This is a genomic window from Pseudomonas sp. R3-41 (genome assembly GCF_054161485.1).
Genome location: NZ_CP096421.1, coordinates 3449530 through 3472911 on the forward strand (window position 1 = coordinate 3449530; position 23382 = coordinate 3472911).

The following is a 23382-nucleotide window of genomic DNA, read 5'->3' on the forward strand; positions in this document are numbered from 1 at the left end:
ATCACCGCCGCCCAGTGCGCGTACTCACATCCACCCACACCGCCAGCACCAGAATGCTGCCTTTGACGATCATCTGCCAATAACTGTCGACGTCGAGCATGGACATGCCATTGTCCAGGCTGGTGATCACCAGCGCACCGAGAAGAGCGCCGTAGACCGTGCCGGAACCGCCGCGCATGGAGGTGCCGCCGATGAAACACGCAGCGATGGCGTCGAGTTCGCCCATGTTGCCGGCCGAGGGTGAACCGGCGGCCAGGCGGGCGGTGTTAACCACGCCGGCGAGGGCGCACATCACGCCCATGATGCCGAAGATCCACAGCTTCACCGCTTGCACGTTGATGCCGGACAGGCGCGTGGCTTCCATGTTGCTGCCCACCGAGTAGACGCGGCGGCCGAACACGGTCTGGCTGGTGACGTAGCTGAACACCCCCAGCAGGATCAGCAGGAGCAGTACCGGCACCGGAATGCCGTCGTAACTGTTGAGGGTGTAGACGAAGCCGGCCAGCACCGCGCCGATCAATGCCACGCGCAACCCATCACGCACCAGGGAGTGGGCTGCCAGGCCATGGAGGGCGCGGTTGCGCCGCTGTTTCCAGGTGAGGAACAGGGTCAGGGCGAACAGCAGGATGCCGAGCCCGGTCCCGACCGTATGCGGCAAATAACCCTGGCCGACATAGACCAGCTCCGGTGACACCGGGGCAATGGTGGTGCCGCCCGTCACGCCCAGCAGGATGCCGCGAAACGCGAGCATGCCACCCAGCCCGACAATGAACGACGGGATGCGCAGGTAGGCGGTCATGTAGCCGTTGCCCAAGCCGATCACCAAGCCGCACAGAGCCACCAGGCTCAGGTTCGCCAGCAGCGGGATGTGATAGACCACATCGAGGATCGCCGCCAGCCCACCCAATAGCCCAAGCAACGAGCCCACCGACAAATCGATCTCGCCGCTGATGATCACCAGCACCATGCCGCAGGCCAGGATCCCGGTGATGGACATCTGCCGCAGCAGGTTGGACAGGTTGCGCGGGGTCAGGAACCCACCGTCGGTCTGCCAGCTGAAGAACAGCCAGATCAGCGCCACGGCGATCACCAGCGCGAGCATTTTGTAGCGGGAAAACAGCTGTTTGACCTGATTCATCTACGCGGACTTCCGATCATTATTGTTATGGCCATCGGGGTGGCTGAGCGCGGCGGCGAGCACCTGTTCCTGGGTGAGTTCGTGGTTGATGAAGTCGCCGCGCAACTGGCCTTCGCCGATCACCAGGACGCGGTCGGAAACCCCCAGGACTTCGGCGAGCTCCGAGGACACCATGATGATCGACACGCCTTCGGCTGCCAGCGCGCCCATCAATTTGTAGATCTCGTATTTGGCGCCGACGTCTACGCCGCGGGTGGGCTCATCGAGAATCAGCACCCGGGGTTTGGTCAGCAGCATCTTGGCCAGCACGGCTTTTTGCTGGTTACCGCCGGAGAGGCTGGTGATCGGCAGGAACGGGCTCGCGGTCTTGAGGTGCATGCGCGCGATTTCCTTGTCGATGCTGCCCAGTTCGGCTTCGGCGTCGATGCGGGTCAGTTTTGCGTAGTTGTCCAGCACCGCCAGGGTGATGTTCTGGCCCACCCCCAGGTCAGGAATGATGCCTTGGCGCTTGCGGTCTTCAGGGACCATGCACAGGCCGGCGCGGATCGACTTGAGCGGCGTGCGCGTATCGATGGGTTGGCCGCCCAGCCAGACTTCGCCTTCGTAGCGACCGGGGTAGGCGCCGAACAGCGCGGAAACCAGTTCCGTGCGACCGGCGCCGACCAGCCCGGCGATGCCGAGAATCTCCCCGCGTTTGAGAACGAATGAAATGTCGTCGACCCGCTTGCGCTTGGGGTTATCGACGTCGTAGCAGGTGACGTGGCGCGCCTCGAAAATCACCTCGCCGATGTCATGGGGTTCGGTGGGGTAGAGGTTGCTCATTTCCCGTCCGACCATCTGGGTGATGATCTTGGGAATGTCCATGTCCGCCATGGCGGTGGTGGCGATGTGTTTGCCGTCGCGTATCACCGAGATGGTGTCGCACACGGCGGCCACTTCATCGAGCTTGTGGGAGATGTATACGCAGGCCACGCCCTTGGCCTTGAGGTCGCGGATGATGTCCAGCAGCACCTCGATTTCCGAGCGAGTCAGGGCTGAAGAGGGCTCGTCGAGGATCAGCAGTCGCGCCTGCTTGTTCAGCGCCTTGGCGATTTCCACCAACTGCTGGTAGCCACCGCCGTACTGGGAAACCGGCAGCGAGACGTTCATGTCCGGCACCTTGAGTTCGCGCATCAGGGCCTCGGCGCGGTGGATCATCGCCGGGTAGTTCATGCGCCCGCCGGGCAGCGTCAGCTCGTGGCCCATGAAGATGTTTTCGGCCACCGACAGGTCGGGGACCAGGGTCAGTTCCTGATGAATGATGACGATCCCGGCGGCTTCGGTCTCGCTGATGGACTGCGCCTTGAGCGGCTGGCCGTCCCAAATGATCTCGCCTTCCCAAGTGCCGTAGGGATAGACCGCCGACAGCACTTTCATCAGGGTGGATTTGCCCGCGCCGTTTTCACCGCACAGGCCAACGCATTCCCCGGACCGGACCTTGATGTCGATGCCGTTCAGGGCTTTGACACCGCCAAAGGTTTTGACGATGCCGTTCATTTGCAGCAGGTAGTCGGACATGGCAAGGGCTCATGAAAAAGGGCTTACACATCGGCGGGGAGGAAACAGCCTCACCCTAATGCCAAGGTCAGGCTAAGTCCCTGTGGGAGCGGGCTTGCTCGCGAAGGCGGTATGTCAGGCACCATCAATGTTGACTGGTGCACCGCTTTCGCGAGCAAGCCCGCTCCCACAGGTCTCCCAGGGTTGCACTCAGATCACTGCCCGGCGATCTGCGCCTTGGTGTAGAACCCGTCCTTTTCCAGCAGGTCGATGTTGTCCTTGGTCAACGGCGTCGGGGTGAGCAGGATGGTGTCGACTTTCTTGCTGCCATTGTCGTACTGCGAGCTGAAGGTCGGTTTCTCGTTGCGGGCCAGTTGCACCGAGAGCTTGGCGGCTTCGGAGGCGATCAGCTTCAGCGGCTTGTAGACGGTCATGGTCTGGGTGCCATCGATCACGCGCTTGACCGCCGCGAGATCGGCGTCCTGGCCCGAGATCGGCACCTTGCCGGCCATTTTCTGCGCGGCCAGGGCCTGGATGGCGCCGCCGGCGGTGGCGTCGTTGGAAGCAACGATGCCATCGATCTTGTTGTTGTTCCGGGTCAGGGCGTTTTCCACGATGCTCAAGGCTTCGGTGGGGTTCCATTCCTTCACCCACTGCTGGCCGACAATCTTGATGTCACCCTTGTCGATGGCCGGTTGCAGCACTTTCATCTGGCCTTCGCGCAGAACCTTGGCGTTGTTGTCCGTGGGCGCGCCACCGAGCAGGAAGTAGTTGCCCTTGGGCGCGGCTTTCAGCACGCCGCTGGCCTGCATCTCGCCGACCTTTTCGTTATCGAAGGAAATGTAGGCGTCGATATCGGCGTTGAGGATCAGTCGGTCGTAGGAGACGACCTTGATCCCGGCCTTCTTGGCTTCGGCGACGGCGTTGGTCAGCACGGTGGCGTTGAACGGCACGATGACGATCACATCGACGCCACGGGAGATCAGGTTTTCAATCTGCGAGATCTGCTTCTGCTCGTTGGCATCGGCGGACTGGACGAAGACCTTGGCGTCGAGTTTTTCCGCCGCCGCGACGAAGTAGTCGCGATCCCGCGACCAGCGTTCCAGGCGCAGGTCATCGATGGAGAAACCGATTTTCGGATGGGTCGCATCGGCCATGACCGGAAGCGAGAGCAGGGCGAGGGCGCCGGCGAGCAGGGTACGTTTGAATCTTTTCATGTGGTGCGTCCTTTTATTGTTGTTTGAAAGACACTGCCTGACGATGAGCGTGATACCGGGTAGAACTGTAGAGCGTTGCAGGGCGCCGTGGGCACAGATTTGTCGCGAGAATGTAACAGCCGCTGTGCCCCCACTTTTGCCCGTTGTCAGGAGTAGATAAACCGATTGACCACGTTCTCGAGCATCTCCTGGCGACCGCTGACGGCCTGGGGATTCAGGTCGTTGGTAAAGGCGTGCTCGGCCAGCGATTCCAGGCTGAAGTCGCCGGCTAGGACCGCTTGGCCGAAGGGTTGTTGCCAGCCGGCGTAGCGCTGGTCCTTGAATGTCTGCAACTGATCGTTCTGCACCATGGCCGCCGCGCGTTCCAGGGCGAGGGCGAGCACGTCCATGGCGCCGACGTGGCCGTGGAACAGATCGATTTCGTCCAGGCTCTGGCGTCGGACCTTGGAATCGAAATTGAACCCGCCATTGCCGAAGCCACCGGCCTTGAGGATTTCATAGGTGGCCAGGGTCATTTCCTCGACGCTGTTGGGGAACTGGTCTGTGTCCCAGCCGTTTTGCGGATCGCCGCGGTTGGCGTCGATGCTGCCGAAAATCCCCAGGGAGACGGCCGTGGCGATCTCGTGGTGGAAACTGTGACCGGCCAGGGTCGCGTGGTTGGCTTCGATGTTGACCTTGATCTCGTTTTCCAGGCCGAACTGCTGCAGGAAGCCGAACACCGTGGCGCTGTCGTAATCGTACTGGTGCTTGGTCGGCTCCTGGGGCTTGGGTTCGATCAGCAGGTCGCCCTTGAAGCCGATCTTGTGCTTGTGCTCGACCACCATGCGCATGAAGCGGCCCAGCTGTTCGCGCTCGCGTTTCAAGTCGGTATTGAGCAGTGTTTCGTAGCCTTCACGACCGCCCCATAGCACGTAGTTGGAGCCTTTGAGGCGCTGGGTGGCGTTCATGGCGCTGAACACTTGGGCGGCGGCGCAGGCGAACACTTGCGGGTCCGGGTTGCTGGCGGCGCCGGCGGCAAAACGCGGGTTACTAAAGCAGTTGGCGGTGCCCCATAGCAGCTTGATCCCGGTTTGTTCCTGATGGCGTTCCAGGTGGTCGATCATCTGGGCGAAGTGGTTGCGGTACTCCTTGAGCGAATTGCCTTCCGGAGCGACATCGGTGTCGTGGAAGCAGTAGTAGTCGATGCCCAGCTTGGAGAAGAACTCGAAAGCCGCTTCGGCTTTGCCGATGGCCACTTCCATGGGATCCCCAGCGTGCTGCCACGGACGCTTGAACGTGCCGGCACCAAACACATCCGACCCGGGCCAGACGAAGGTGTGCCAGTAGCAGACCGCCATGCGCAGGTGCTCGCGCATGGGTTTGCCGAGCACCAGTTTGTTGGCGTCGTAGTGACGGAAGGCCAACGGCGAATCGCTGGCGGGGCCCTCGTAGCGAATCGTGTCGACACCGGGGAAGTAGGGCATGTGCAGGTTTCCTTTTTATTCTTGGCGGTGTCCCGATACTAACGCCGGCCCCGTGGCTGCTGATTATGAAAATCACCAACGGGCAGTTCGATTTTGAGTATTGAGATTCGCCGTGTGCGCGCCTAGTCTGTGTCGATCGGCACAGGGTTAAACCAATGAAAACCGTTCCGCCCGTTCACCGCATTGCGTTGCTGTTCAATGGCAGCAAGATCTACGACCGCGGCATCATCAGCGGCATCGGCAACTACCTGAGCAGCACGCGTGCGTCCTGGGACTTGTTTCTCGAGGAGGATTTTCTCTGCCGCTTGAAAGGCATCGAGCGCTGGCAGGGCGACGGCATCATTGCCGACTTCGACGATCCGCTGATCGGCGAGGCGCTGGCCGGGATCAAGCTGCCGGTGGTGGCGGTGGGCGGTTCCTATCAGGATGAGCGCGCCTACCCGAAGGGCATTCCCTACGTCGCCACTGACAATGATGCGTTGATGAGGTTGGCCTACGAGCACCTGATCGAAGCCGGGCTGACCCGCTTCGCCTGTTTCAGCCTGCCCGAGGCACAAGCCAATCGCTGGGCCCAGGAGCGGGAGAAGGCCTTCCGCCGGCTGCTGCAGCGCGATGGCCTGCACGCCGAGGTCTATCGCGGCATGGGCACCAGCGCACCGCTCTGGGACAGCGCCGTCGAACAGCAGATCGCCTGGCTGCAAAGCCTGCCCAAACCCATCGGTATCATCGCCGTCAGCGACGCCCGCGCCCGGCAACTGCTGCAAGCCTGCCTGACCGCCGGCATCGCCGTGCCGGAGCAAGTGGCGTTGATCGGCATCGACAACGACCCGCTCACCCGCAGCCTGACACGGGTGCCGCTGAGTTCGGTGATCCAGGGCACCGAAACCATGGGCCGCACCGCCGCGCGGCTGCTCCACCAGATGCTGCACGGCATGCCGTCCACGGGCACGCAAATCCTGGTCCCGCCTGATGCGATCAACGTACAGGTATCGAGCCTGCATCAACCGTTGGGCAATCCTTATGTCATGCAAGCCCTGCTCTTCATCCGCCAATACGCCTGCCAGGGCATCAAGACCGCCCAAGTGGCGGCTTATGTCGGGATATCGCGCTCATCGCTGGAAGCGCATTTTCGCAAGGAACGGGCCTGCAGCGTCCACGACGAAATCCTGCGCTTCAAACTCACCGCTGCCGCCAGCGGACTGGAAAACACCGACGCGCCGATTGCCGACATCGCCCAGAGCTGTGGCTTCAAATCGGCGCAATACCTGCACACCGTGTTCCGCCGCGAATTCGGCTGCACGCCACGGGAGTATCAGCAGGGGACAAATGCGACCACCCACTGACCCTCTGCCGAACCGCTCTTGATGAACTGACCCACCACCGAACCGCTCTTGTGGCGAGGGAGCTTGCTCCCGCTGGGGCGCGCAGCGGCCCCCAAAACCTGACACCCTGGTGTGCCAGGCTAATTGAATTGACGACATGGGTCTGCTGCGCAGCCCAGCGGGAGCAAGCTCCCTCGCCACAAAGGCAACAGCCTGCACCTGTTGAACTGCCCCACCACCGAACCGCTCTTGTGGTGAGGGACAGCCTGCACCTGTTGAACTGACCCACCACCGAATCGCTCTTGTGGCGAGGGAGCTTGCTCCCGCTGGGGCGCGAAGCGGCCCTGAAACCAGGCACCCTGGTGTGTCAGGCTAATTGAGTTGACGACATGGGTCTGCTGCGCAGCCCAGCGGGAGCAAGCTCCCTCGCCACAAAGGCAACATCCTGCGCCTGTTGAACTGCCCCACCACCGAACCGCTCTTGTGGTGAGGGACAGCCTGCACCTGTTGAACTGACCCACCACCGAATCGCTCTTGTGGCGAGGGAGCTTGCTCCCGCTGGGGCGCGAAGCGGCCCTGAAACCAGGCACCCTGGTGTGTCAGGCTAATTGAGTTGACGACATGGGTCTGCTGCGCAGCCCAGCGGGAGCAAGCTCCCTCGCCACAAAGGCAACATCCTGCGCCTGTTGAACTGCCCCACCACCGAACCGCTCTTGTGGTGAGGGACAGCCTGCACCTGTTGAACTGACCCACCACCGAATCGCTCTTGTGGCGAGGGAGCTTGCTCCCGCTGGGGCGCGAAGCGGCCCTGAAACCAGGCACCCTGGTGTGTCAGGCTAATTGAGTTGACGACATGGGTCTGCTGCGCAGCCCAGCGGGAGCAAGCTCCCTCGCCACAAAGGCAACATCCTGCGCCTGTTGAACTGCCCCACCACCGAACCGCTCTTGTGGTGAGGGACAGCCTGCACCTGTTGAACTGACCCACCACCGAATCGCTCTTGTGGCGAGGGAGCTTGCTCCCGCTGGGGCGCGAAGCGGCCCTGAAACCAGGCACCCTGGTGTGTCAGGCTAATTGAGTTGACGACATGGGTCTGCTGCGCAGCCAGCGGGAGCAAGCGCCCTCGCCACAAAGGGACAGTGACCCACCGCTGGGGGTACACCACCGAGTCTTTCTTGTGGCAAGGTGCTTGCCTCATCGAATATTTAGGGACGGATGGAATGACGCTCAGGGTCATGGTGGTCGGTGGGTATGGGAATTTCGGCAGTATCGTTTCCAGGCATCTGGTGGTGATGCCAGGCGTGCAATTGGTTATTTCCGGGCGTGACGCCCAAAAACTGCAGCGCAAAGTCGATGAGTTGAACACTCAATCGAACTCGGTGTGTGAAAGTTGGTGCGGCGACGCCATGGGGCCGGGCTTCAAATCCGTCCTTGGCTCGATGAACATCCAATGGGTCATTCATACCGGCGGCCCCTTTCAAGGGCAATCCTATGCAGTCGCCGAGAGCTGCATCGACGCGGGCGTGAACTACTGTGACCTGTCCGATTCAAGAGCCTTTGTCACCGGCATTGGCGCACTCGACGCCAGGGCAAAACAGGCAGGCGTGGCGATCCTCAGTGGTTGCAGCTCAGTGCCGACGCTCTCGGCCGCCCTTATCGATCAGCAGCGGTATCGATTTAAACGCATCGACACCATCGAACATGGCATTTCCTCTTCGGCCAAGATGCCGGGGTTGTCCACCGTCGAAGGCGTCCTCGCCTATGCGGGCAAGCCGATCAAGCAACTCAGGAATGGCCGGGTGCATGAGGTCCTGGGATGGCAGGATCTGACGCTTCGCAGATTGCGGCACATGGGGACCCGGGTATTGGCCAATGTCGACGTGCCGGACATGGATATCTTCGCCAGCCGCTATGGTGCCCGGAACCTGAGCTTCAAGGCCGGCGCAGGCCTGAAGCTAGGCGGCATCGCCAACTACCTGCTGGCCCAGGCAATGCGGATGGGGCTGGTGCGTGATCATGTTATTTGGGCCGCCAGGCTACATCGGTGGGGGCTCTGGTTCGAACGATTTGGCGATGGCAAAAGCGCAATGTACATCGACGTCCATGGCATGGGGGCCAATGGCGAACCGTTGTCGATGAACGTGCAACTCACCGCCATGAACGACAAGGGCCCGGAGATTCCCAGCTGTGCAGCCGTTGCGTTGGCGGCAAAAGTCGCCCAAGGGTATCTGCCCGAACCCGGTGCTAGGGCCTGCGTGGGTGAAATCAGTGTCGACGAATACATGGCCGCCATCAACGACCCCGAAAACTTGAGCCTGTCTGTACACTTCTCTGACGAGCAGGGCTGACAGATGCTCTATCTTTGCCTGAAGTACCTCCACATCATTGCTGCCGTTTTTCTCTTCGGCTTCGGCATGGGGTCCTATCTCTACCTGATCGCGGCCAGCCGCACCGCCAACCCTCAGGTCATTGCCCACGTGGCCAGGACGGTCGTTCAGTTCGACACTTGGATTACCACGCCCGCGGGCTTTATTCAGATAGGGACGGGCTACCTGCTGCTGAGGCTGGCCGGACTTCCCCTTACCACTGAATGGGTCATGACGTCGCTGATCATCTTTTTTTGCGTGGGCGCGCTCTGGCTTCCGGTACTGGTGCTTCAGAAGCGGCTACATGTGATGGCTTCGAACGCGGTTGGGGACGGGCGGGCGCTCGATGATCGATACTCATCCGTGTATCAAAAGTGGTTCTGGATGGGTGTTTTTGGATTTTTGGGAATGTTTGTCATTGTGCTGATCATGGTGACGAAGATGGCGCCACGTCAGTGGATCGAGCTATTGACGGGCTAAGTACCGATCCGTTCCACCGGATTGCTCTCAGGCGCGGGCGCCTTCAAAAACCGTCGCTCATGATCCGGATCCGGCAAAAGGCACACGTCGTACCTGCCAAACAGCCGGTATCGATTCAGGGCAATGCGATCGTAGGCCCAATCCCGAAACACGCGGGGGACGTAACGCAGCAGTTGCACCGGACGCCAAACCCAGGGCAGTAGGGCAACCACTTCAAGAATCGCCTCCGAGCGCACCCAGTAATGTTGGTCGCGGACCACGGCCATGGTGTCGAACTGCTGCAAGGGCAAGCCCGCCCAGGCCAGCAACGCTTGTCCTTCAGGCGACTGGACGGAGGCCAACCGCACGCGTCGGTCGCGGTCATGGCGGATCAGGAACTTCGCCCAGCCATTGCACAGTTTACAAACGCCGTCGAACAGGACCACTGTCTCGCCTGGCTTGAGCAAGGGCGCGGGTGAAGGGCGGGTCTGGGAGATGGGCATGATTGGGGGTCTACACGGCGCTTGGTTACCCGGATAATACGCCTGTTCCAGCGTCAAAGGGCGTCCCGAAGGGGCGCTCGACCATGATGATTTCAAGGGCATGATCCGATCCATGAGCGATGACATCTACAACCTGTTCACCCGCTTCCAGACCCCCGATCCTGGTATCGGCCCACGGGAGCGGGCGCCGATGCTGGCTCAGGAACTGGCCTGGGCGCACGAGCGTGCGACGATGCATCGCTTCAGTTGGGTCGTGGTGCTGGTGCCGCCGTTGTGCCTGGGCCCGGTGTTGCCGGGCATCGTGTTTCTGCTGGGGCTGCTGGCCTATCAGGGGTTATCCGCTCCAGGCGTTGACCTTGACCGGATCATCGGGGCCTCCTTTGGCTGGCTTGTGCTCGCCACCTTGCTGTTCATGGCGGCGTGGATCGTGCACAACGTCTGGCGTGATACGCGCGACCCGACCAAGCGTTATTGGGCGTCGATGCCCGATCAAGGGCTGGTCGAGCTCGAACACCATACCCTGGTTTCCGGCATCTGCCTGTGGTCCAACGACTATGACCCGGATTGCAACACCCTCATGCAATGGTCCGACGGCAAAGTGAAGTACGTGCAGGACAGCGGTGTGTCGCAATGGATCCTGGCCCGGACTGCGGCGGGGCATTGGCTGGTGCTCAAGGAGCAGTTTTCGGGCGACTTCAGCTACGGTCGGGTAGGGCAAATGCCGGCGTCGGACAAGCTGCTGCAACCCCGTCAGGAACTGGCGATCGCTCTCGCCCCCGGTACGAACCTGCCGCTGGGCCGGCGTTTCGACGGTGCGCCGATGCCATTGATGGATACGCCGTACTGGCTGTCTGCCGATGAACTCAAGCGCCTGGACGAGACCGCCCATCACTGGAATTTCTTACCGCCGAACCGCTATGGGGTGGTCAATGACCAGGATGCCGCGTGGGTGCAACGGCTGGTGGACAGGGTGCAAGCCAGTGTCGGGCCGAGGCGGCAAGAGGACTGCTGCGCAGTCCAGCGGGAGCAAGCTCCCTCGCCACAATGAATCGAGCACATTCCACGAAGGCCTGCCTGTCATTGGCCGGGCGCTAAAGCCACGTATCCACCACCCGCCGATCCAGCTCCTCCCAATCCGCCATGCCCAATACTCGCGTCGTGTTCAACCCGCGCAGATAGCCGCGCAGTTGATGGGCCGTGGCCTGCTTGAGCTCCGGGTCGGCTTCTGTATTGCTCAACAGCACGCTTTCGTACTGGCCCAGATAGTCCGCCACCCGCTCACGGAAGTCGGGCAATACCGCGTCGCGGATCAGATCAAACGTTCTCATGGATAGACCTCATCAATCTGTCTGGGCTTGCAACTATTGCTAGGAGTAATAGTGACCATTACCAAATGCAAGTTCTGCTTTGCCGGCAATCATTGGAAAATCAGCGCCATCGAACACGCAGCCCCGTATTTTTATTTTCAGGACCCTGACCCATGCGCCGTTTATTTTTGCTTTCCCTGGCGTTTTCCCCGTTGCTGCTGGCCGGTTGTGCCTCGGCACCGAATGACCCGACGCTGACCTTGCAGACCAGCAAGACGCCGGCCCAATACGCCGAGTGCGTCGTACCGAAGTTGCAAGGCAATGCCTTGAACCCGTTGGTCTCCCAGACCCAGCGCAGCTACCGCATCGTGGTGCCGAGCAAGGTGTCGGCGGACAACGTGCTGGAAGCCTACAAGGCAGGCAGCGGCGGCAAGGTGTTCATCTACGAGCGCCACCTGCTGGCTTCCAATCTCTTGCCTTCAAGTTTTGAACGCGCCGCACAGGAATGCATCTGACCGGCCCGTAAACGTTTTTCACCGTGCTCCTTTGGTTGGCCGCAACCAACCAATTCCCTTGCCCCGCACCGTCTTCGGTCGCGGGGCTTTTTTTTTGCCTGGCGGTTTCAGGTTAGCCAATTTTGCGCCCGGATGAATTCGATGAGCGCTTTCAGGGCCGGCGGCACATGGCGTCGGCTGGGGTAGTAGAGAAAAAACCGGCTTGGCGGCGCTTTCCATTGCGCAAGCAGTTCCGTGAGATGCCCGTTGCGCAGGTCATCGCACGCCAGCTCCTCGTACACGTAGGCAATGCCGGCGCCATCTTTTGCCGCCTGGATCATCAGCGCATCGTCTTCAAGGATGAGTGGACCGGTGACGGACAACCGGATCGGTTGCCCCTCGGCCTGATACTCCCAGGCGTAGAGCTTGCCACTGGGAAAACGCCGGGCGATGCAGGCATGGTCGAGCAAGTCCCGTGGCGCCTGAACGATCCCCTTCGCGGCCAGATAGGTTGGCGCCGCCACGGTCACGAACGATTGAGGGAGCCCGACAGGGACGGCGATCATGTCGCCGGCCAGGCTTTCGCCAAAGCGCACACCAGCGTCAAACCCGCCGCTGACGATATCGGTCAGGCCATCATCGGTGACCAGGTCCAGTTGAATGCGCGGGTACCGGGCCACGAATGGCCCGAGCACCTTGGCAAAGACCGCGCGCGCCGCCGGACGCGCTACGTTGAGGCGAAGCTTGCCGGCGGGCACGTCCTGCAGCGAGGTCAACTGCGCCAAGGCATCGGCAACCTGCTGCAGGGTCGGGGCCAGCGTTGCCAACAGCTGATGGCCGGCCTCGGTCGGGGTCACGCTGCGCGTGGTGCGGTTGAGCAGCCTGACACCCAGGCGTGCTTCCAATGCACGCATCGCGTGGCTCAATGCAGAAGCCGAAACGCCACGCTCGTCGGCGGCCTTGCGAAAGCTGCGATGGCGAGCGACGGCGGCGAAGGCATCCAGTTCGGACAGATCGGGGTGCTGACTCATGAATACCGTTCAGTAGTTCAGATACGATTACCCATCTTATCGTCATGAGATCCCTCGCGGATACTGGCCACATCATCTGTGGAGAACGCACTATGCAAAAGAATCGTCTTGGATCATCGGATTTGCTGATTTCGCCCATTGGTCTGGGAACCTGGGCCATCGCCGGCACCGGCTGGGCATACAGTTGGGGCGCGCAGGATGACGAGGACAGCCTTGGCGCCCTTGAATATGCCGTCGAGCGCGGGGTGAACTGGATCGACACGGCGGCGGTTTATGGCTTGGGCCATGCCGAGCAATTGGTCGGGCAGTTGTTGCGTCGGGTACCGGCTTCGCGGCGTCCGTTGGTGTTCACCAAGGGCAGCCTGGTGTGGGACCCGGTCAGCCAGTTGATCTCACACTCGCTGAAGCCTCAGTCGTTGCTCGCCGAGGTCGAGGCAAGCTTGCGTCGACTGCAAGTCGAAACCATTGACCTTTATCAGATCCACTGGCCGGCCTTTCCTGCCGACGGCAGCAGTGAAGGGATCGAGGAGGCACTTTCGGCCTTGGCCACTGCCCGCGAACAGGGAAAGATTCGCGCTATCGGCGTCTCCAATTTCGATGTTGCGCAACTCAAGCGGGCCCAGGCGGTGACCGAGATCGTCTCACTCCAGCCGCCGTATTCGGCCTTGATGCGAGACATCGAGGACGACGTCCTGCCATTTTGCGAGCAGGCGGGAATGGGGGTCCTGGCCTATTCCACCCTTCAATCGGGACTGCTTTCCGGCAGCATGACCCGCGAACGCATCGCCCAATTGCCCGACGACGATTGGCGCAAGGCGCGAAGCGCGGACTTCCAGGAGCCTCGCTTGAGCGCGAACCTGGCGCTGGTGGAGATCTTGGCCGGTATCGGCGAACGGCACGGGGTCAGCGCGGCGGCAGTCGCCATCGCCTGGGTGCTGCGCAAACCGGTGGTGACCGGCGCCATCGTCGGTGCCCGCCGGCCCGGCCAGGTCGATGGGTTGATTACCGGTTCACAGCTGCGCCTCAGCGCCGAGGAAATCGACGAGATCCAACCCTTCCTGCCATTGGGCATGGGCACCAATGTCCCTGGGGGCGCTTGACGTTTACCACGTGAGCGCTCGGGTTTGACGCTTCGCTGCATAACCGGCACTATTTGCTCGCTTGTGATAATTAGTGCTCGTTTATGCAGGTTGCAATGTCATGACAACTCCTCACGAAGCGTTCCCCGGTGAACGCCAGCAACTGATCAGCCAGCGTCTCGCCCGGTATGGCCGGGTGATCGCGGCTGACTTGGCCAGCGAATTCAAGGTTTCCGAACACTCGATCCGGCGTGACCTGGGCGCGTTGGCAGCGGCGGGGGTGTGCAAGCGCGTTTATGGTGGCGCGATTCTCGTGCCCGCGGCCGAAGGGTCGATGGAGGCGCGTGTGCGCAAAGACCCGGTGCGCAAGGGCAGCCTCGGCCAAGCCGCCGCTGCGCTGTTGCGCGCGGGCCAGCACGTGTTCATCGACGCCGGGTCGACCAACCTGGCGATTGCCTGCGCCATCGATCCGCACCTGCCATTGACCCTCACCACCAACTCGCCGTTGATTGCGGTCCAGTTGATGAAACTGCCCCGCGCCGAAGTCATCCTGCTGGGCGGCCGCTTGAACCCAGTCGCCGGTGGTGTGATCGGGTTGACGGCTGTCCAGCAATTGCGCCAGTTCAGTTTTGACCTGTGTTTCCTCGGCGCCTGCGCCATCGATCCCGATAATGGCGTTACGGCGTTCGGCCTGGATGACGCGGAGTTCAAGCGCGCGGTGGTCGCGGCCAGTGGACAGGTGATCGCGGCGGTGACCAATGAAAAGCTGTCCAGCGTTGCCCACTACCAGGTGGCCGCCTGCGAAGAAGTCGCCGCCCTGGTGGTGGAGCACGACGCGCCGCGTGAGCGACTCGAACCCTTCTTCGGCCGGGTGACCAACGTCGTGACGGCGGACCGTGCACAGCGACGGGCCTGAAGTATTTCCCCAACTGGGCGGGGCAATCGAATAGATACTGCACGACCCCCATTGTCCGCCAGGCGATTTGCGTCTAGTTTGCTGGCCGATCACAAGTACAAAAAATCAGGAGTCATCGATGCAACCGATTCGTCTCGGCCTGGTGGGCTACGGCAAGATTGCCCAGGATCAACACGTTCCAGCCATCCACGCCAACCCCGCGTTCCAATTGGTGGCGGTCGCCACGCAAGGACAGCCTTGCGCCGGGGTGGAGAACTTCCGCTCCCTGGGCGAGCTGCTGGAAAACGGTCCGCAGGTCGATGCGATTGCCTTTTGCACACCGCCGCAAGGTCGATTCGCACTGGTGCAACAGGCGCTGGCGGCCGGCAAGCACGTCCTGGTGGAAAAGCCGCCGTGCGCCACGTTGGGTGAAGCCATGGCCTTGGTGGAGCAGGTTCGCGAGCAAGGAGTCAGCGGCCTGTTCGCCTGGCATTCCCGTTACGCCCCGGGTATCGAAGCCGCCCGTGACTGGCTGGCCAGCCGCACCTTGCAAAGCGTGCAGATCGATTGGAAGGAAGACGTGCGCAAGTGGCACCCGGGCCAGGCGTGGATCTGGCAACCCGGTGGCCTGGGCGTGTTCGATCCGGGCATCAATGCCTTGTCGATCGCCACCCATCTGCTGGCACTGCCGTTGTTCGTGGAATCGGCCGAGTTGCGCGTGCCGGACAACTGCCAGTCGCCGATTGCCGCCAGCATCAAGATGGCCGACGCGCGTCACCTCGATATCCGTGCGGAGTTCGACTTCGACCATGGTCATGACGAGCTCTGGAGCATCGAGATTCGCTGCGCCGAAGGCGTGTTGCGCCTGGACAACGGCGGTGCGTTGTTGAGCATCGACGGCGTGCGCCAGGCGGTATCCGAGGAGGGCGAGTACGCGGCGGTGTACCGGCATTTTCAACAACTGATCAACGACAAAGCCAGCGACATGGACCTGCAGCCACTGCGCTTGGTCGCCGACAGCTTCTTTGTCGGCAGTCGGACGGCGGTCGAGCCGTTCTACGATTAACCCAGGGAATTGCAGTTGAACGAACACACATTGTCCATGCGCCTGGAGCGCGTGGCGGCGCACATGCCGGCGGGCGCGCACCTGGCCGATATCGGCTCGGATCACGCTTACCTGCCGGTGGCCTTGCTGCGCCGTGGCGTCATCGCGACGGCGGTGGCCGGTGAGGTGGCACTGACGCCATTGCGCGCCGCCGAACGCACGGTGGTCGAAAATGGCCTGGAGCAGCGGATCAGCGTGCGCCTGGCCAACGGCCTGGCGGCAATCGAGCCGGAGGACGGAATCACCGCGATCAGCCTCTGCGGCATGGGCGGCGAGACGATCCGCGACATCCTGGACAGTGGCAAAGCGCGGTTGAGCGGTCGGGAGCGCCTGATCCTGCAACCCAACGGCGGCGAACAACCGCTGCGCCAATGGCTGATGGAAAACCACTACCGCATCCTCTGCGAGGAAGTGCTGCGGGAAAACCGCTTCTACTACGAGATCATCGTGGCCGAGCGCGCCGGGCCGGTAGCGTACACCGCCGAGGAGCTGTATTTCGGCCCGCTGCAGTTGCAAGCCCGAACCCCGGTCTTCCTGGCCAAGTGGCAGCGCCTGTTGCGCCAGAAGCAGAAGACCCTCATCAGCTTGGCCAAGGCGCGGCAAGCCGTGCCCGAGGAGAAGCTGCAAGAGATTGCCCGGCAGGTTCGGTGGATCAGCGCGCTGCTGGCTTGAGTGGCATTGAGATTGGATGTGCCGACGTCATCGCGAGCAGTCATCTCACCAAATTGAGCAACGCCCCGGTCCGGTCGCCCGCTTATCGACCCACCACCGGGTAGTGCTTGATACGACACGCGTACGAATTACCGTCGCCTTTACAGATGCCATCCAGGTAACGGTAGTCCACCCGTACCGACTGCCCTTTCCCGGGCCATTGCCGGCGGGGGAGCGTAGCTTGGTAGTCCGGGGTTTCCGGGGTGAAGGTGAGCAACGAGCCTGGCTGCAGGCATTCCACCGAGGCGGATTTCGGCCTGACTTTTACCACCTGCGCCTGAAGCTGCGGATAGGGTCGTTTCAGCACCTCGACGACACGCAGCTCCATCTCACAGATCTGCCATGTGGAGGCCTGGACGGGCTCGCACAGCAAGGGAAGCGTCAGGGCAAGCAGTCCGAGGCATGTTGCGTGAGTGTTCATCGTTGCCCTTGTTTGAAATGCTGGTGTTCGCAAAATCATAGCGCGGCATGGCGCCTTCGCCTGACTCAACCGTAAAGCCCCATCAACGAGAAAGACTTGTCCGTGGTCAGTGCGACAATCTCGGCCAGCGAATGCAGGAGCACCGGCACCAGCAGGCCACCGCTGGCCACTCTGGCGACGGCGAATACGCCGCCACAGGCGAAGATCAGCACGACCGTCAGCCAGTTTCCGTATTGGATGTGCATGCCGGCGAAGATGGCCGACGTCACGATGATCGCGATCCATGTCCAGGCACGGCTGTTCTCGTAGGGAAACAGCCGGAGCATGTAGTGGCGGAAGAATAATTCTTCGGCGATGGGCGGCAGCACGATCAGCGAGGCGATCTTGATCGTGGCCTGCCAATTGTTGAGCCCGTCCAGAAGCTCGGCCATGAACACTTCACGCGGCAACCCGAGTACGAGGACGGCGACCCCGAAAAGCAGGTAGGCCCCGATGGTGCCCATCGCTCCCCATTGCAGGGGTTTGCGGATGGAGCGACCTCGCCACTGTGAACGTAAATCGGCGCGATATTGCAAGGCGAAAAGGACGAGGAGAAGGAGCGCGGTGATACCAGAGGTGGTCGTGAACGTCAGGTAGGCCTGCATGTCTGCCGGGACGAAAAGGACCTCGGGCATCGCCGCCAGGAAGACGACCACGGTGGCCAGCACAAACATCCCGAGCCGGGGAAAGAAGCGGTAAGGCGATAGAGTGGAGGCGGGTGCAAACTCAGGGGTGGCACTTAGATTCGTCACAGTCACTCCATGAGTGCAAGGAAAAAGGCATGATGCCAGTGTTTTGATCGGCTGGGATGAGTTCCTATCGGCTTTGTGAAAAAGTCGGCAATTGGATCTGGTGGATACATCTGGACCGCCGCTATCGCGAGTAAACTCGCTCCCACACTGGATCTTCAGCAGACACAAAACTCATGTACAACACAGAACCACTGTGGGAGCGGGCTTGCTCGCGAAGGGGCCAGCACATCCAACCTCACCGCAAACTGACACACCGCCTTCGCGAGCAAGCCCGCTCCCACACTGGATCTTCAGCAGACACAAAACTCATGTACAACACAGAACCACTGTGGGAGCGGGCTTGCTCGCGAAGGGGCCAGCACATCCAACCTCACCGCAAACTGACACACCGCCTTCGCGAGCAAGCCCGCTCCCACACTGGATCTTCAGCAGACACAAAACTCATGTACAACACAGAACCACTGTGGGAGCGGGCTTGCTCGCGAAGGGGCCAGCACATCCAACATCCATGTAACTGACCCACCGCCATCGCGAGCAAGCTCGCTCCCACACTGGATCTTCAGCAGACACGAAACTCATGTACAACACAGAACCACTGTGGGAGCGAGCCTGCTCGCGAGAGGCCAGCACATCCAACATCACTGCAAACTGACACACCGCCTTCGCGAGCAAGCCCGCTCCCACTGGAGGAGCGCGGTCTAAGCCGCCGTTACCGCAGCAACGGATATACACACGGACCCAAAGCACTCAGACCTGCTTCGCCCCCCCACCAATCTGCCAGACATACGGCGGTTCCGTCCCATTGATTTCCCAATCCCCAATAATCCGCTCCTTGTAGATCAACGGATTGTGCGAAGCGGCGGTACGGGCGTTGCGCCAGTGGCGGTCGAGGGCCTTGCTAGTGCTGGTGGCTGAGGCGCCGAGGGCATTGAACAGGTCGCTGGTGGCGCGTAGCACCAGGTCGGAGATCACCACCTGGGCCTGGGCGGACTCCAACTCGGCGGCAATGTTGGCGGTGTGTTCGGTCTCGGCGTTCTGGCTGAAGCGGCTTTCATAGGCGCGTTGGGAAGCGCTCGCGGCTCGCAGGGCAGTGGCCTCGGCGGCATAGACCTGGGCCGAGGCCCGGCCGACCACTTGCTGCACCTGCACGTCCTGGCTCACTTCGCTGGCATTGCCGGTGCTGAAGACCCGGGTGCGTTTGCGCACTTGCTCGGTGATGTCATGGACCGCGGCACGGCCGGCGCCGGTCAGCACGGCGAGCAAGACCAGTTGATAAAACGCGGTCTGGTATTTGAAGCGGGTGGAGAAGTCGATGAGGTTTTGGGCCTCGACCAATGCGTTCTCGAACAGCGATGTTCCGCTGCCGGTGGTGCGTTGGCCAAAACCGTCCCAGTCATCGCTTTGCTTGACGCCCGGCTGGTGCACGCGTACGGCGGCAATCACGTCGGCACCGTTGTCGTCACGCTGGGCATACACGTCGATCCAGTCGGCGAAAATACTGCCGGTGCTGTAGTACTTGGCGCCATTGACCACCCATTGATCGCCCTGGCGGGAAACCCGGGTGACGACCTCGCCGATTTTCACCGCGCCGACTTCCGTCCAGGCGTTGCCCACCAACTCACCCTCGACGAAGCGCTTGAACCAAATGTCCTGCGGGCTGCTGGCATGGGCATTGAGGCGGTCCTCGACGAATGCAAAGTGCCCGCGCAGGGCCTGGGGCAAGTTGGAATCGGCTTCGGCCAGTTCGATCAGCAGTTGCAATAGCTGCGGCAACGAGGCGCCGGCACCGCCATATTCGAGCGGTACGCGGATAGCGCCAAAGCCGGCTTCCTTCAGCCATTTCACCTGTTCAAAGGGCAGGCTGCGGGTCTGCTCCCGCTCCAGGGCGCCAGCCTGGATGCGCGCAAAGATCGGCCGGAAACGTTCGGCCAAGGGTTCGTAGTCGGTGCCAGTGGAAAGGATTGGCGGCAGGTGTTGTTGCTGTGCGGTCATGTTGATGTTCCTTCTTGATGGCGAGTAAGCGGGCAGGGGAAAAACCTGCCAGTGCCAAGGGCCTTTGCACAGTCCATGCCCGGCCCGCGACGTCCATGAATGCGGGGTCTGTACGACGCTCGTCGGTGATAGGGCTGTCCTGGCTGCGGACAATCTGTTGCGCAACTGTATGCCCGGCAACAGTTGTTGCGACAGGCATCGAAACGCAGGTGTTCACCAGGCAACAGTGGAACAACAGCTTGCCCGTCGAGCGACAGTGAAGTGATTAGGCGGTACTTCTAACGCATTGATTATTAAAGATATAGGAACGTGGCACGGTTGCTGCTCTACACCCTGTGCAGACGCTGAGGTGGCGTCTCCAGGCATGGGGTAAGTGATGAGCAAGCAATTCAAAGTGGTGGCGGTGTCAGGCAGCGTGCAGCACCCGTCACGCACCCTGGCCCTGCTCCAGGCGATAGTGGACAGGCTCGCGCAGCAACTGCCGATCGAGGTGCGCTTGATCGAACTGGCCAAGGTCGGTCCGCAGTTTGCCGGGGTGTTGCGTCGCGAGGCGTTGCCGGCTGCGGTACAGGACGACCTGCACGCCATCGAGTCGGCCGATCTGCTGATCGCCGCCAGCCCGGTCTATCGAGCCTCGTACACCGGCTTGTTCAAGCACCTGTTCGATTTCGTCCATCACGAAGCCCTCAAGAATGTTCCGGTGCTGCTCGCCGCGACAGGGGGCTCGGATCGCCATGCCTTGATCATCGATCACCAGTTGCGGCCGCTGTTCGGCTTCTTCCAGGCCCTCAGCCTGCCGGTGGGTGTCTATGCCAGCGAAACCGATTTCAGCCAATACCGCATTTCCAGCCCACAGGTGCTGGACCGTATCGAGCGCGCCGTCGAATCGGCGCTGCTGAGCCTGGTCCCGAGCGCCCGACGCGACGCCAGTGCCGCCTGATCCCTTTTCCCTTTCAAAACGAGCCGTGGAGTACATGCAATGAGCCAGGACACGATCAAATTTGCCTACTGGGTGCCCAACGTCAGCGGCGGACTGGTGGTCAGCAAAATCGAACAACGCACCGACTGGGGCATCGACTACAACCGCAAGCTGGCGCAGATCGCTGAAGCGGCCGGCTTCGATTACGCCTTGTCCCAGGTGCGCTTTACCGCTGGCTACGGCGCCGAATACCAGCACGAGTCCGTAGCGTTCAGTCATGCCTTGCTGGCCGCCACCACGCGCCTGAAAGTCATCGCCGCGGTGTTGCCGGGGCCGTGGACGCCGTCGGTGTTGGCCAAGCAGATCGCAACCATCGATCACCTGACGGGTGGCCGAGTGGCGGTCAACATCGTGTCGGGCTGGTTCAAGGGCGAGTTCACGGCCATTGGCGAGCCGTGGCTGGAGCACGACGAGCGTTATCGCCGTTCCGAAGAATTCATCACCGCCCTCAAGGGCATCTGGACCACCGACAACTTCACGTTGCGCGGTGACTTCTACCGCTTCCACGACTACACCCTCAAGCCAAAACCCCTGCAGCAGCATCCGGAAATTTTCCAGGGCGGCAGCTCACGTGCGGCTCGGGACATGGCCGCCCGGGTATCGGACTGGTACTTCACCAACGGCAATACCGTGGAAGGGGTCAAGGCGCAGATCGATGATCTCCAGGCAAAAGCCGCGGCCAACCACCACAAGGTCAAGGTTGGCGTGAATGCCTTTGTCATTGCCCGCGACACCGAAGAAGAGGCGCGGGCGGTCCTTGCCCAAATCATCGACCAGGCCGATCCCGAGGCCGTCAATGCCTTTGGCGACGCGGCGAAACAGGCCGGCAAGTCCAGCCCGGAAGGCGAAGGCAACTGGGCCAAGTCCAGCTTCGAAGACCTGGTGCAGTACAACGATGGCTTCAAGACCAACTTGATCGGTACCCCGCAGCAGATCGCCGAACGCATCGTCGCGCTCAAGGCCGTGGGTGTGGATCTGGTGCTTGCCGGGTTCTTGCACTTCCAGGAAGAAGTCGAGTATTTCGGCCGTAAGGTCCTGCCGTTGGTGCGTGAGCTGGAGCAACGCAAAGTGACGGCCAAAACGGCGGCGGTCGCCTAGGCGCGGGAGGCAGCAGGGCGGACGAGGGGCGAACAAGGTGCCGGGATTTAAGCACCGCGCCCCATGAATGGGCCATCGCCGAACCGCTTTTGTGGCGAGGGAGCTTGCTCCCGCTGGGCTGCGCAGCGGCCCCAAAGCCGTCACCGAGGTGTATCAGATGGATGTCATCCGCCTCAATGGGGGCGCTTCGCACCCCAGCGGGAGCAAGCTCCCTCGCCACAAAAGTCTGGGCGTCAGGTCGACAGGTTGACTACCCGGCCATCCCGAGTGTCCAGTGCCGGGCGGCGTCGATTGACCACCAACTCGCCAATCCTGATCAGCAACGTGCGGGTGACGTTGCGGCTCAGGCCCAGCAGGCTTGCGGTATGGACTTGATTGCAATTGGCGTATCGGTAGGCGGTGCGCAATAACTCGGCCTCGACCTTTTCATACACATCGCCATGCCCTTGCTCGAGCAGTTTCTCGAAGGCTTTCTGCAAGAGCGCCTCTGCACTTTGGGGTACAGGTTGCGGCAAGTTGTCCTGGCGTTCGATGCGCAAGTTCGACAGGTGCAGCTCCTGCTCACCAATCACTTTGTTACGGCAAATCAGCAGCGTGTGGTGAATGACGTTTTCCAGCTCGCGGATATTCCCCGGCCAGGAATAATCGAGCAACTTGCGCTGCGCCTGGGCATCCAGCGTCACCTCGCCGTGACCGAGCCTGTGGCTGTATTGCGCAATGAAATGGCGTATCAGCGGCAGAATGTCGCCGGGACGTTCGCGCAGCGGCTTGAGCAACAGGCTGACCACGTTCAAGCGGTAATAGAGGTCTTCGCGAAAATGCCCGGCATTGATGGCTCTTTCCAACTGTACGTTGGTGGCCGCCAGCACGCGGACATCGATCTTGATGCTTTTGCGCGAACCCAGCCGGACCACTTCGCGTTCCTGCAGTACCCGCAGCAACTTGACCTGGATCGGCAACGGTAAATCCCCGATTTCATCGAGGAACAGGGTGCCGCCGTCCGCTTCCTCGAACCAGCCGGCCTTGGCTGTCAACGCGCCGGTAAAAGCGCCTTTTTCATGTCCGAACAGCTCTGCCTCAACCAGGCTCTCGGAAAACGCCCCGCAGTTGACCGCGACGAAGGGCTTGTGGCGACGGGCGCTGAGGTTGTGGACGTGGCGCGCCACCAGTTCCTTGCCGGTCCCGGTCTGGCCGATGATCAATACGCTGGCTTCACTGGGCGCGACTTGTTGCAGGTGAGCCAGCAAGGCGCGGGAGGTGGGGTCTTCGAAGACTTGGGCGGTGGCACGGATCGAGGTGGCCAGGCCGGGGGAGGGAGGTAGTGTTAGAAGCTGCATGACGGTGGCCCGTTAATGTGATTGCCGTGACTGAAGGTGGATGAATGGCAACATTTCCTTGAAAGCATTTCCGCGAAGCCATTGGGCTTAAGGCTTAATCTAAATGATCTAAAAAACTGATAATAAATAACTTTAAGTTA

Annotated in this window: 22 protein-coding genes; 11 read left to right on the top strand and 11 right to left on the bottom strand. The window is 61.4% G+C overall.

Translation table 11 applies throughout. The features are described 5' to 3' along the window. Position 1 precedes the first annotated feature (1 nt). From M1D99_RS15370 to xylA, 4 genes are all read right to left on the bottom strand, one after another. On the bottom strand, positions 2–1138 hold the full coding sequence (locus M1D99_RS15370; protein ID WP_186705902.1) for a sugar ABC transporter permease: 1137 nt from the start codon (positions 1136–1138) through the stop codon (positions 2–4). Next, on the bottom strand, positions 1139–2695 hold the full coding sequence (gene xylG / locus M1D99_RS15375; RefSeq protein ID WP_186705903.1) for a D-xylose ABC transporter ATP-binding protein: 1557 nt from the start codon (positions 2693–2695) through the stop codon (positions 1139–1141). Between the two features lie 194 nt (positions 2696–2889). Next, entirely contained in the window at positions 2890–3891 is a 1002-nt protein-coding gene (xylF, locus tag M1D99_RS15380; protein WP_053119915.1) for a D-xylose ABC transporter substrate-binding protein, read from the bottom strand. A 146-nt stretch (positions 3892–4037) separates the two neighbouring features. Then, positions 4038–5354: a xylose isomerase gene (gene xylA, locus M1D99_RS15385; protein WP_434576311.1), complete on the bottom strand. Its 1317-nt coding sequence runs from the start codon at positions 5352–5354 to the stop codon at positions 4038–4040. 155 nt (positions 5355–5509) lie between these two features. Here xylA and M1D99_RS15390 point away from each other — a divergent pair, with 155 nt between their 5' ends. From M1D99_RS15390 to M1D99_RS15400, 3 genes are all read left to right on the top strand, one after another. Beyond that, positions 5510–6697: a XylR family transcriptional regulator gene (locus M1D99_RS15390; protein WP_434576312.1), complete on the top strand. Its 1188-nt coding sequence runs from the start codon at positions 5510–5512 to the stop codon at positions 6695–6697. A 1197-nt stretch (positions 6698–7894) separates the two neighbouring features. Next, complete coding sequence (locus M1D99_RS15395) at positions 7895–9022, top strand: saccharopine dehydrogenase NADP-binding domain-containing protein (RefSeq protein WP_458130391.1); 1128 nt, start codon at positions 7895–7897, stop codon at positions 9020–9022. A 3-nt stretch (positions 9023–9025) separates the two neighbouring features. After that, the gene (locus M1D99_RS15400; protein ID WP_458130392.1) at positions 9026–9520 is read left to right on the top strand and encodes a DUF2269 family protein; all 495 of its coding nucleotides are present in this window, start codon (positions 9026–9028) and stop codon (positions 9518–9520) included. Here M1D99_RS15400 and M1D99_RS15405 read toward each other — a convergent pair. Then, positions 9517–10002 carry a thiol-disulfide oxidoreductase DCC family protein gene (locus M1D99_RS15405; RefSeq protein WP_434576317.1) on the bottom strand — a complete coding sequence of 162 codons (486 nt, stop codon included), beginning with the start codon at positions 10000–10002 and terminating at the stop codon, positions 9517–9519. The two genes, M1D99_RS15400 and M1D99_RS15405, sit on opposite strands and share 4 nt — an antisense overlap. Before the next feature lie 112 nt (positions 10003–10114). On the opposite strand from M1D99_RS15405, the gene M1D99_RS15410 reads away from it, so the two are divergent. Further along, entirely contained in the window at positions 10115–11050 is a 936-nt protein-coding gene (locus M1D99_RS15410; protein WP_458130393.1) for a hypothetical protein, read from the top strand. 43 nt (positions 11051–11093) lie between these two features. On the opposite strand, the gene M1D99_RS15415 is transcribed toward M1D99_RS15410, so the two are convergent. Next, a complete protein-coding gene (locus tag M1D99_RS15415) occupies positions 11094–11330 on the bottom strand; it encodes a hypothetical protein (protein WP_458130394.1) in 237 nt (78 codons plus the stop codon). Between the two features lie 152 nt (positions 11331–11482). Between M1D99_RS15415 and M1D99_RS15420 the strand changes: the two genes are divergently transcribed. Then, positions 11483–11824, top strand: a complete 342-nt coding sequence (locus M1D99_RS15420) for a YajG family lipoprotein (protein ID WP_207962284.1) — start codon at positions 11483–11485, stop codon at positions 11822–11824. A gap of 107 nt (positions 11825–11931) precedes the next feature. On the opposite strand, the gene M1D99_RS15425 is transcribed toward M1D99_RS15420, so the two are convergent. Next, positions 11932–12834, bottom strand: a complete 903-nt coding sequence (locus tag M1D99_RS15425; RefSeq protein ID WP_458130395.1) for a LysR family transcriptional regulator — start codon at positions 12832–12834, stop codon at positions 11932–11934. Between the two features lie 92 nt (positions 12835–12926). On the opposite strand from M1D99_RS15425, the gene M1D99_RS15430 reads away from it, so the two are divergent. From M1D99_RS15430 to M1D99_RS15445, 4 genes are all read left to right on the top strand, one after another. Then, positions 12927–13934, top strand: coding sequence for an aldo/keto reductase (locus M1D99_RS15430; protein WP_458130396.1), 1008 nt, complete (start codon positions 12927–12929; stop codon positions 13932–13934). 100 nt (positions 13935–14034) lie between these two features. Continuing rightward, positions 14035–14829: a DeoR/GlpR family DNA-binding transcription regulator gene (locus M1D99_RS15435; protein ID WP_186705912.1), complete on the top strand. Its 795-nt coding sequence runs from the start codon at positions 14035–14037 to the stop codon at positions 14827–14829. A 118-nt stretch (positions 14830–14947) separates the two neighbouring features. Then, positions 14948–15874: a Gfo/Idh/MocA family protein gene (locus M1D99_RS15440; RefSeq protein ID WP_434576323.1), complete on the top strand. Its 927-nt coding sequence runs from the start codon at positions 14948–14950 to the stop codon at positions 15872–15874. 15 nt (positions 15875–15889) lie between these two features. After that, positions 15890–16585, top strand: a complete 696-nt coding sequence (locus M1D99_RS15445; RefSeq protein WP_458130397.1) for a tRNA (adenine(22)-N(1))-methyltransferase — start codon at positions 15890–15892, stop codon at positions 16583–16585. A gap of 82 nt (positions 16586–16667) precedes the next feature. Here the strand turns inward: M1D99_RS15445 and M1D99_RS15450 are convergent, their stop codons facing one another. From M1D99_RS15450 to M1D99_RS15460, 3 genes are all read right to left on the bottom strand, one after another. Next, a complete protein-coding gene (locus M1D99_RS15450) occupies positions 16668–17045 on the bottom strand; it encodes a hypothetical protein (protein WP_434576325.1) in 378 nt (125 codons plus the stop codon). A 65-nt stretch (positions 17046–17110) separates the two neighbouring features. Continuing rightward, positions 17111–17836, bottom strand: a complete 726-nt coding sequence (locus tag M1D99_RS15455) for a CPBP family intramembrane glutamic endopeptidase (RefSeq protein WP_367617200.1) — start codon at positions 17834–17836, stop codon at positions 17111–17113. A 747-nt stretch (positions 17837–18583) separates the two neighbouring features. Then, positions 18584–19828, bottom strand: coding sequence for an acyl-CoA dehydrogenase family protein (locus M1D99_RS15460; protein WP_186709419.1), 1245 nt, complete (start codon positions 19826–19828; stop codon positions 18584–18586). Between the two features lie 376 nt (positions 19829–20204). On the opposite strand from M1D99_RS15460, the gene msuE reads away from it, so the two are divergent. Together msuE and sfnG are read left to right on the top strand one after the other, a co-directional pair. After that, the gene (gene msuE / locus M1D99_RS15465) at positions 20205–20768 is read left to right on the top strand and encodes an FMN reductase (RefSeq protein WP_434576326.1); all 564 of its coding nucleotides are present in this window, start codon (positions 20205–20207) and stop codon (positions 20766–20768) included. 39 nt (positions 20769–20807) lie between these two features. Beyond that, positions 20808–21905, top strand: a complete 1098-nt coding sequence (gene sfnG, locus M1D99_RS15470) for a dimethylsulfone monooxygenase SfnG (RefSeq protein ID WP_186709414.1) — start codon at positions 20808–20810, stop codon at positions 21903–21905. Positions 21906–22138: 233 nt separating this feature from the next. On the opposite strand, the gene M1D99_RS15475 is transcribed toward sfnG, so the two are convergent. Continuing rightward, complete coding sequence (locus tag M1D99_RS15475; RefSeq protein ID WP_434576327.1) at positions 22139–23242, bottom strand: sigma-54 interaction domain-containing protein; 1104 nt, start codon at positions 23240–23242, stop codon at positions 22139–22141. Positions 23243–23382 lie beyond the last annotated feature (140 nt).

Bases quoted from the DNA above. Each gene is read 5' to 3' on its own strand.
- xylG (WP_186705903.1), bottom strand. From the start codon at position 2,695: ATGTCCGACTACCTGCTGCAAATGAACGGCATCGTCAAAACCTTTGGC.
- M1D99_RS15425 (WP_458130395.1), bottom strand. From the start codon at position 12,834: ATGAGTCAGCACCCCGATCTGTCCGAACTGGATGCCTTCGCCGCCGTC.
- M1D99_RS15460 (WP_186709419.1), bottom strand. From the start codon at position 19,828: ATGACCGCACAGCAACAACACCTGCCGCCAATCCTTTCCACTGGCACC.
- msuE (WP_434576326.1), top strand. From the start codon at position 20,205: ATGAGCAAGCAATTCAAAGTGGTGGCGGTGTCAGGCAGCGTGCAGCAC.
- M1D99_RS15390 (WP_434576312.1), top strand. From the start codon at position 5,510: ATGAAAACCGTTCCGCCCGTTCACCGCATTGCGTTGCTGTTCAATGGC.
- M1D99_RS15395 (WP_458130391.1), top strand. From the start codon at position 7,895: ATGACGCTCAGGGTCATGGTGGTCGGTGGGTATGGGAATTTCGGCAGT.
- M1D99_RS15415 (WP_458130394.1), bottom strand. From the start codon at position 11,330: ATGAGAACGTTTGATCTGATCCGCGACGCGGTATTGCCCGACTTCCGT.
- xylA (WP_434576311.1), bottom strand. From the start codon at position 5,354: ATGCCCTACTTCCCCGGTGTCGACACGATTCGCTACGAGGGCCCCGCC.
- M1D99_RS15420 (WP_207962284.1), top strand. From the start codon at position 11,483: ATGCGCCGTTTATTTTTGCTTTCCCTGGCGTTTTCCCCGTTGCTGCTG.
- sfnG (WP_186709414.1), top strand. From the start codon at position 20,808: ATGAGCCAGGACACGATCAAATTTGCCTACTGGGTGCCCAACGTCAGC.
- M1D99_RS15440 (WP_434576323.1), top strand. From the start codon at position 14,948: ATGCAACCGATTCGTCTCGGCCTGGTGGGCTACGGCAAGATTGCCCAG.
- M1D99_RS15475 (WP_434576327.1), bottom strand. From the start codon at position 23,242: ATGCAGCTTCTAACACTACCTCCCTCCCCCGGCCTGGCCACCTCGATC.
- M1D99_RS15435 (WP_186705912.1), top strand. From the start codon at position 14,035: ATGACAACTCCTCACGAAGCGTTCCCCGGTGAACGCCAGCAACTGATC.
- M1D99_RS15370 (WP_186705902.1), bottom strand. From the start codon at position 1,138: ATGAATCAGGTCAAACAGCTGTTTTCCCGCTACAAAATGCTCGCGCTG.
- M1D99_RS15450 (WP_434576325.1), bottom strand. From the start codon at position 17,045: ATGAACACTCACGCAACATGCCTCGGACTGCTTGCCCTGACGCTTCCC.
- M1D99_RS15410 (WP_458130393.1), top strand. From the start codon at position 10,115: ATGAGCGATGACATCTACAACCTGTTCACCCGCTTCCAGACCCCCGAT.
- M1D99_RS15430 (WP_458130396.1), top strand. From the start codon at position 12,927: ATGCAAAAGAATCGTCTTGGATCATCGGATTTGCTGATTTCGCCCATT.
- M1D99_RS15400 (WP_458130392.1), top strand. From the start codon at position 9,026: ATGCTCTATCTTTGCCTGAAGTACCTCCACATCATTGCTGCCGTTTTT.
- xylF (WP_053119915.1), bottom strand. From the start codon at position 3,891: ATGAAAAGATTCAAACGTACCCTGCTCGCCGGCGCCCTCGCCCTGCTC.
- M1D99_RS15405 (WP_434576317.1), bottom strand. From the start codon at position 10,002: ATGCCCATCTCCCAGACCCGCCCTTCACCCGCGCCCTTGCTCAAGCCA.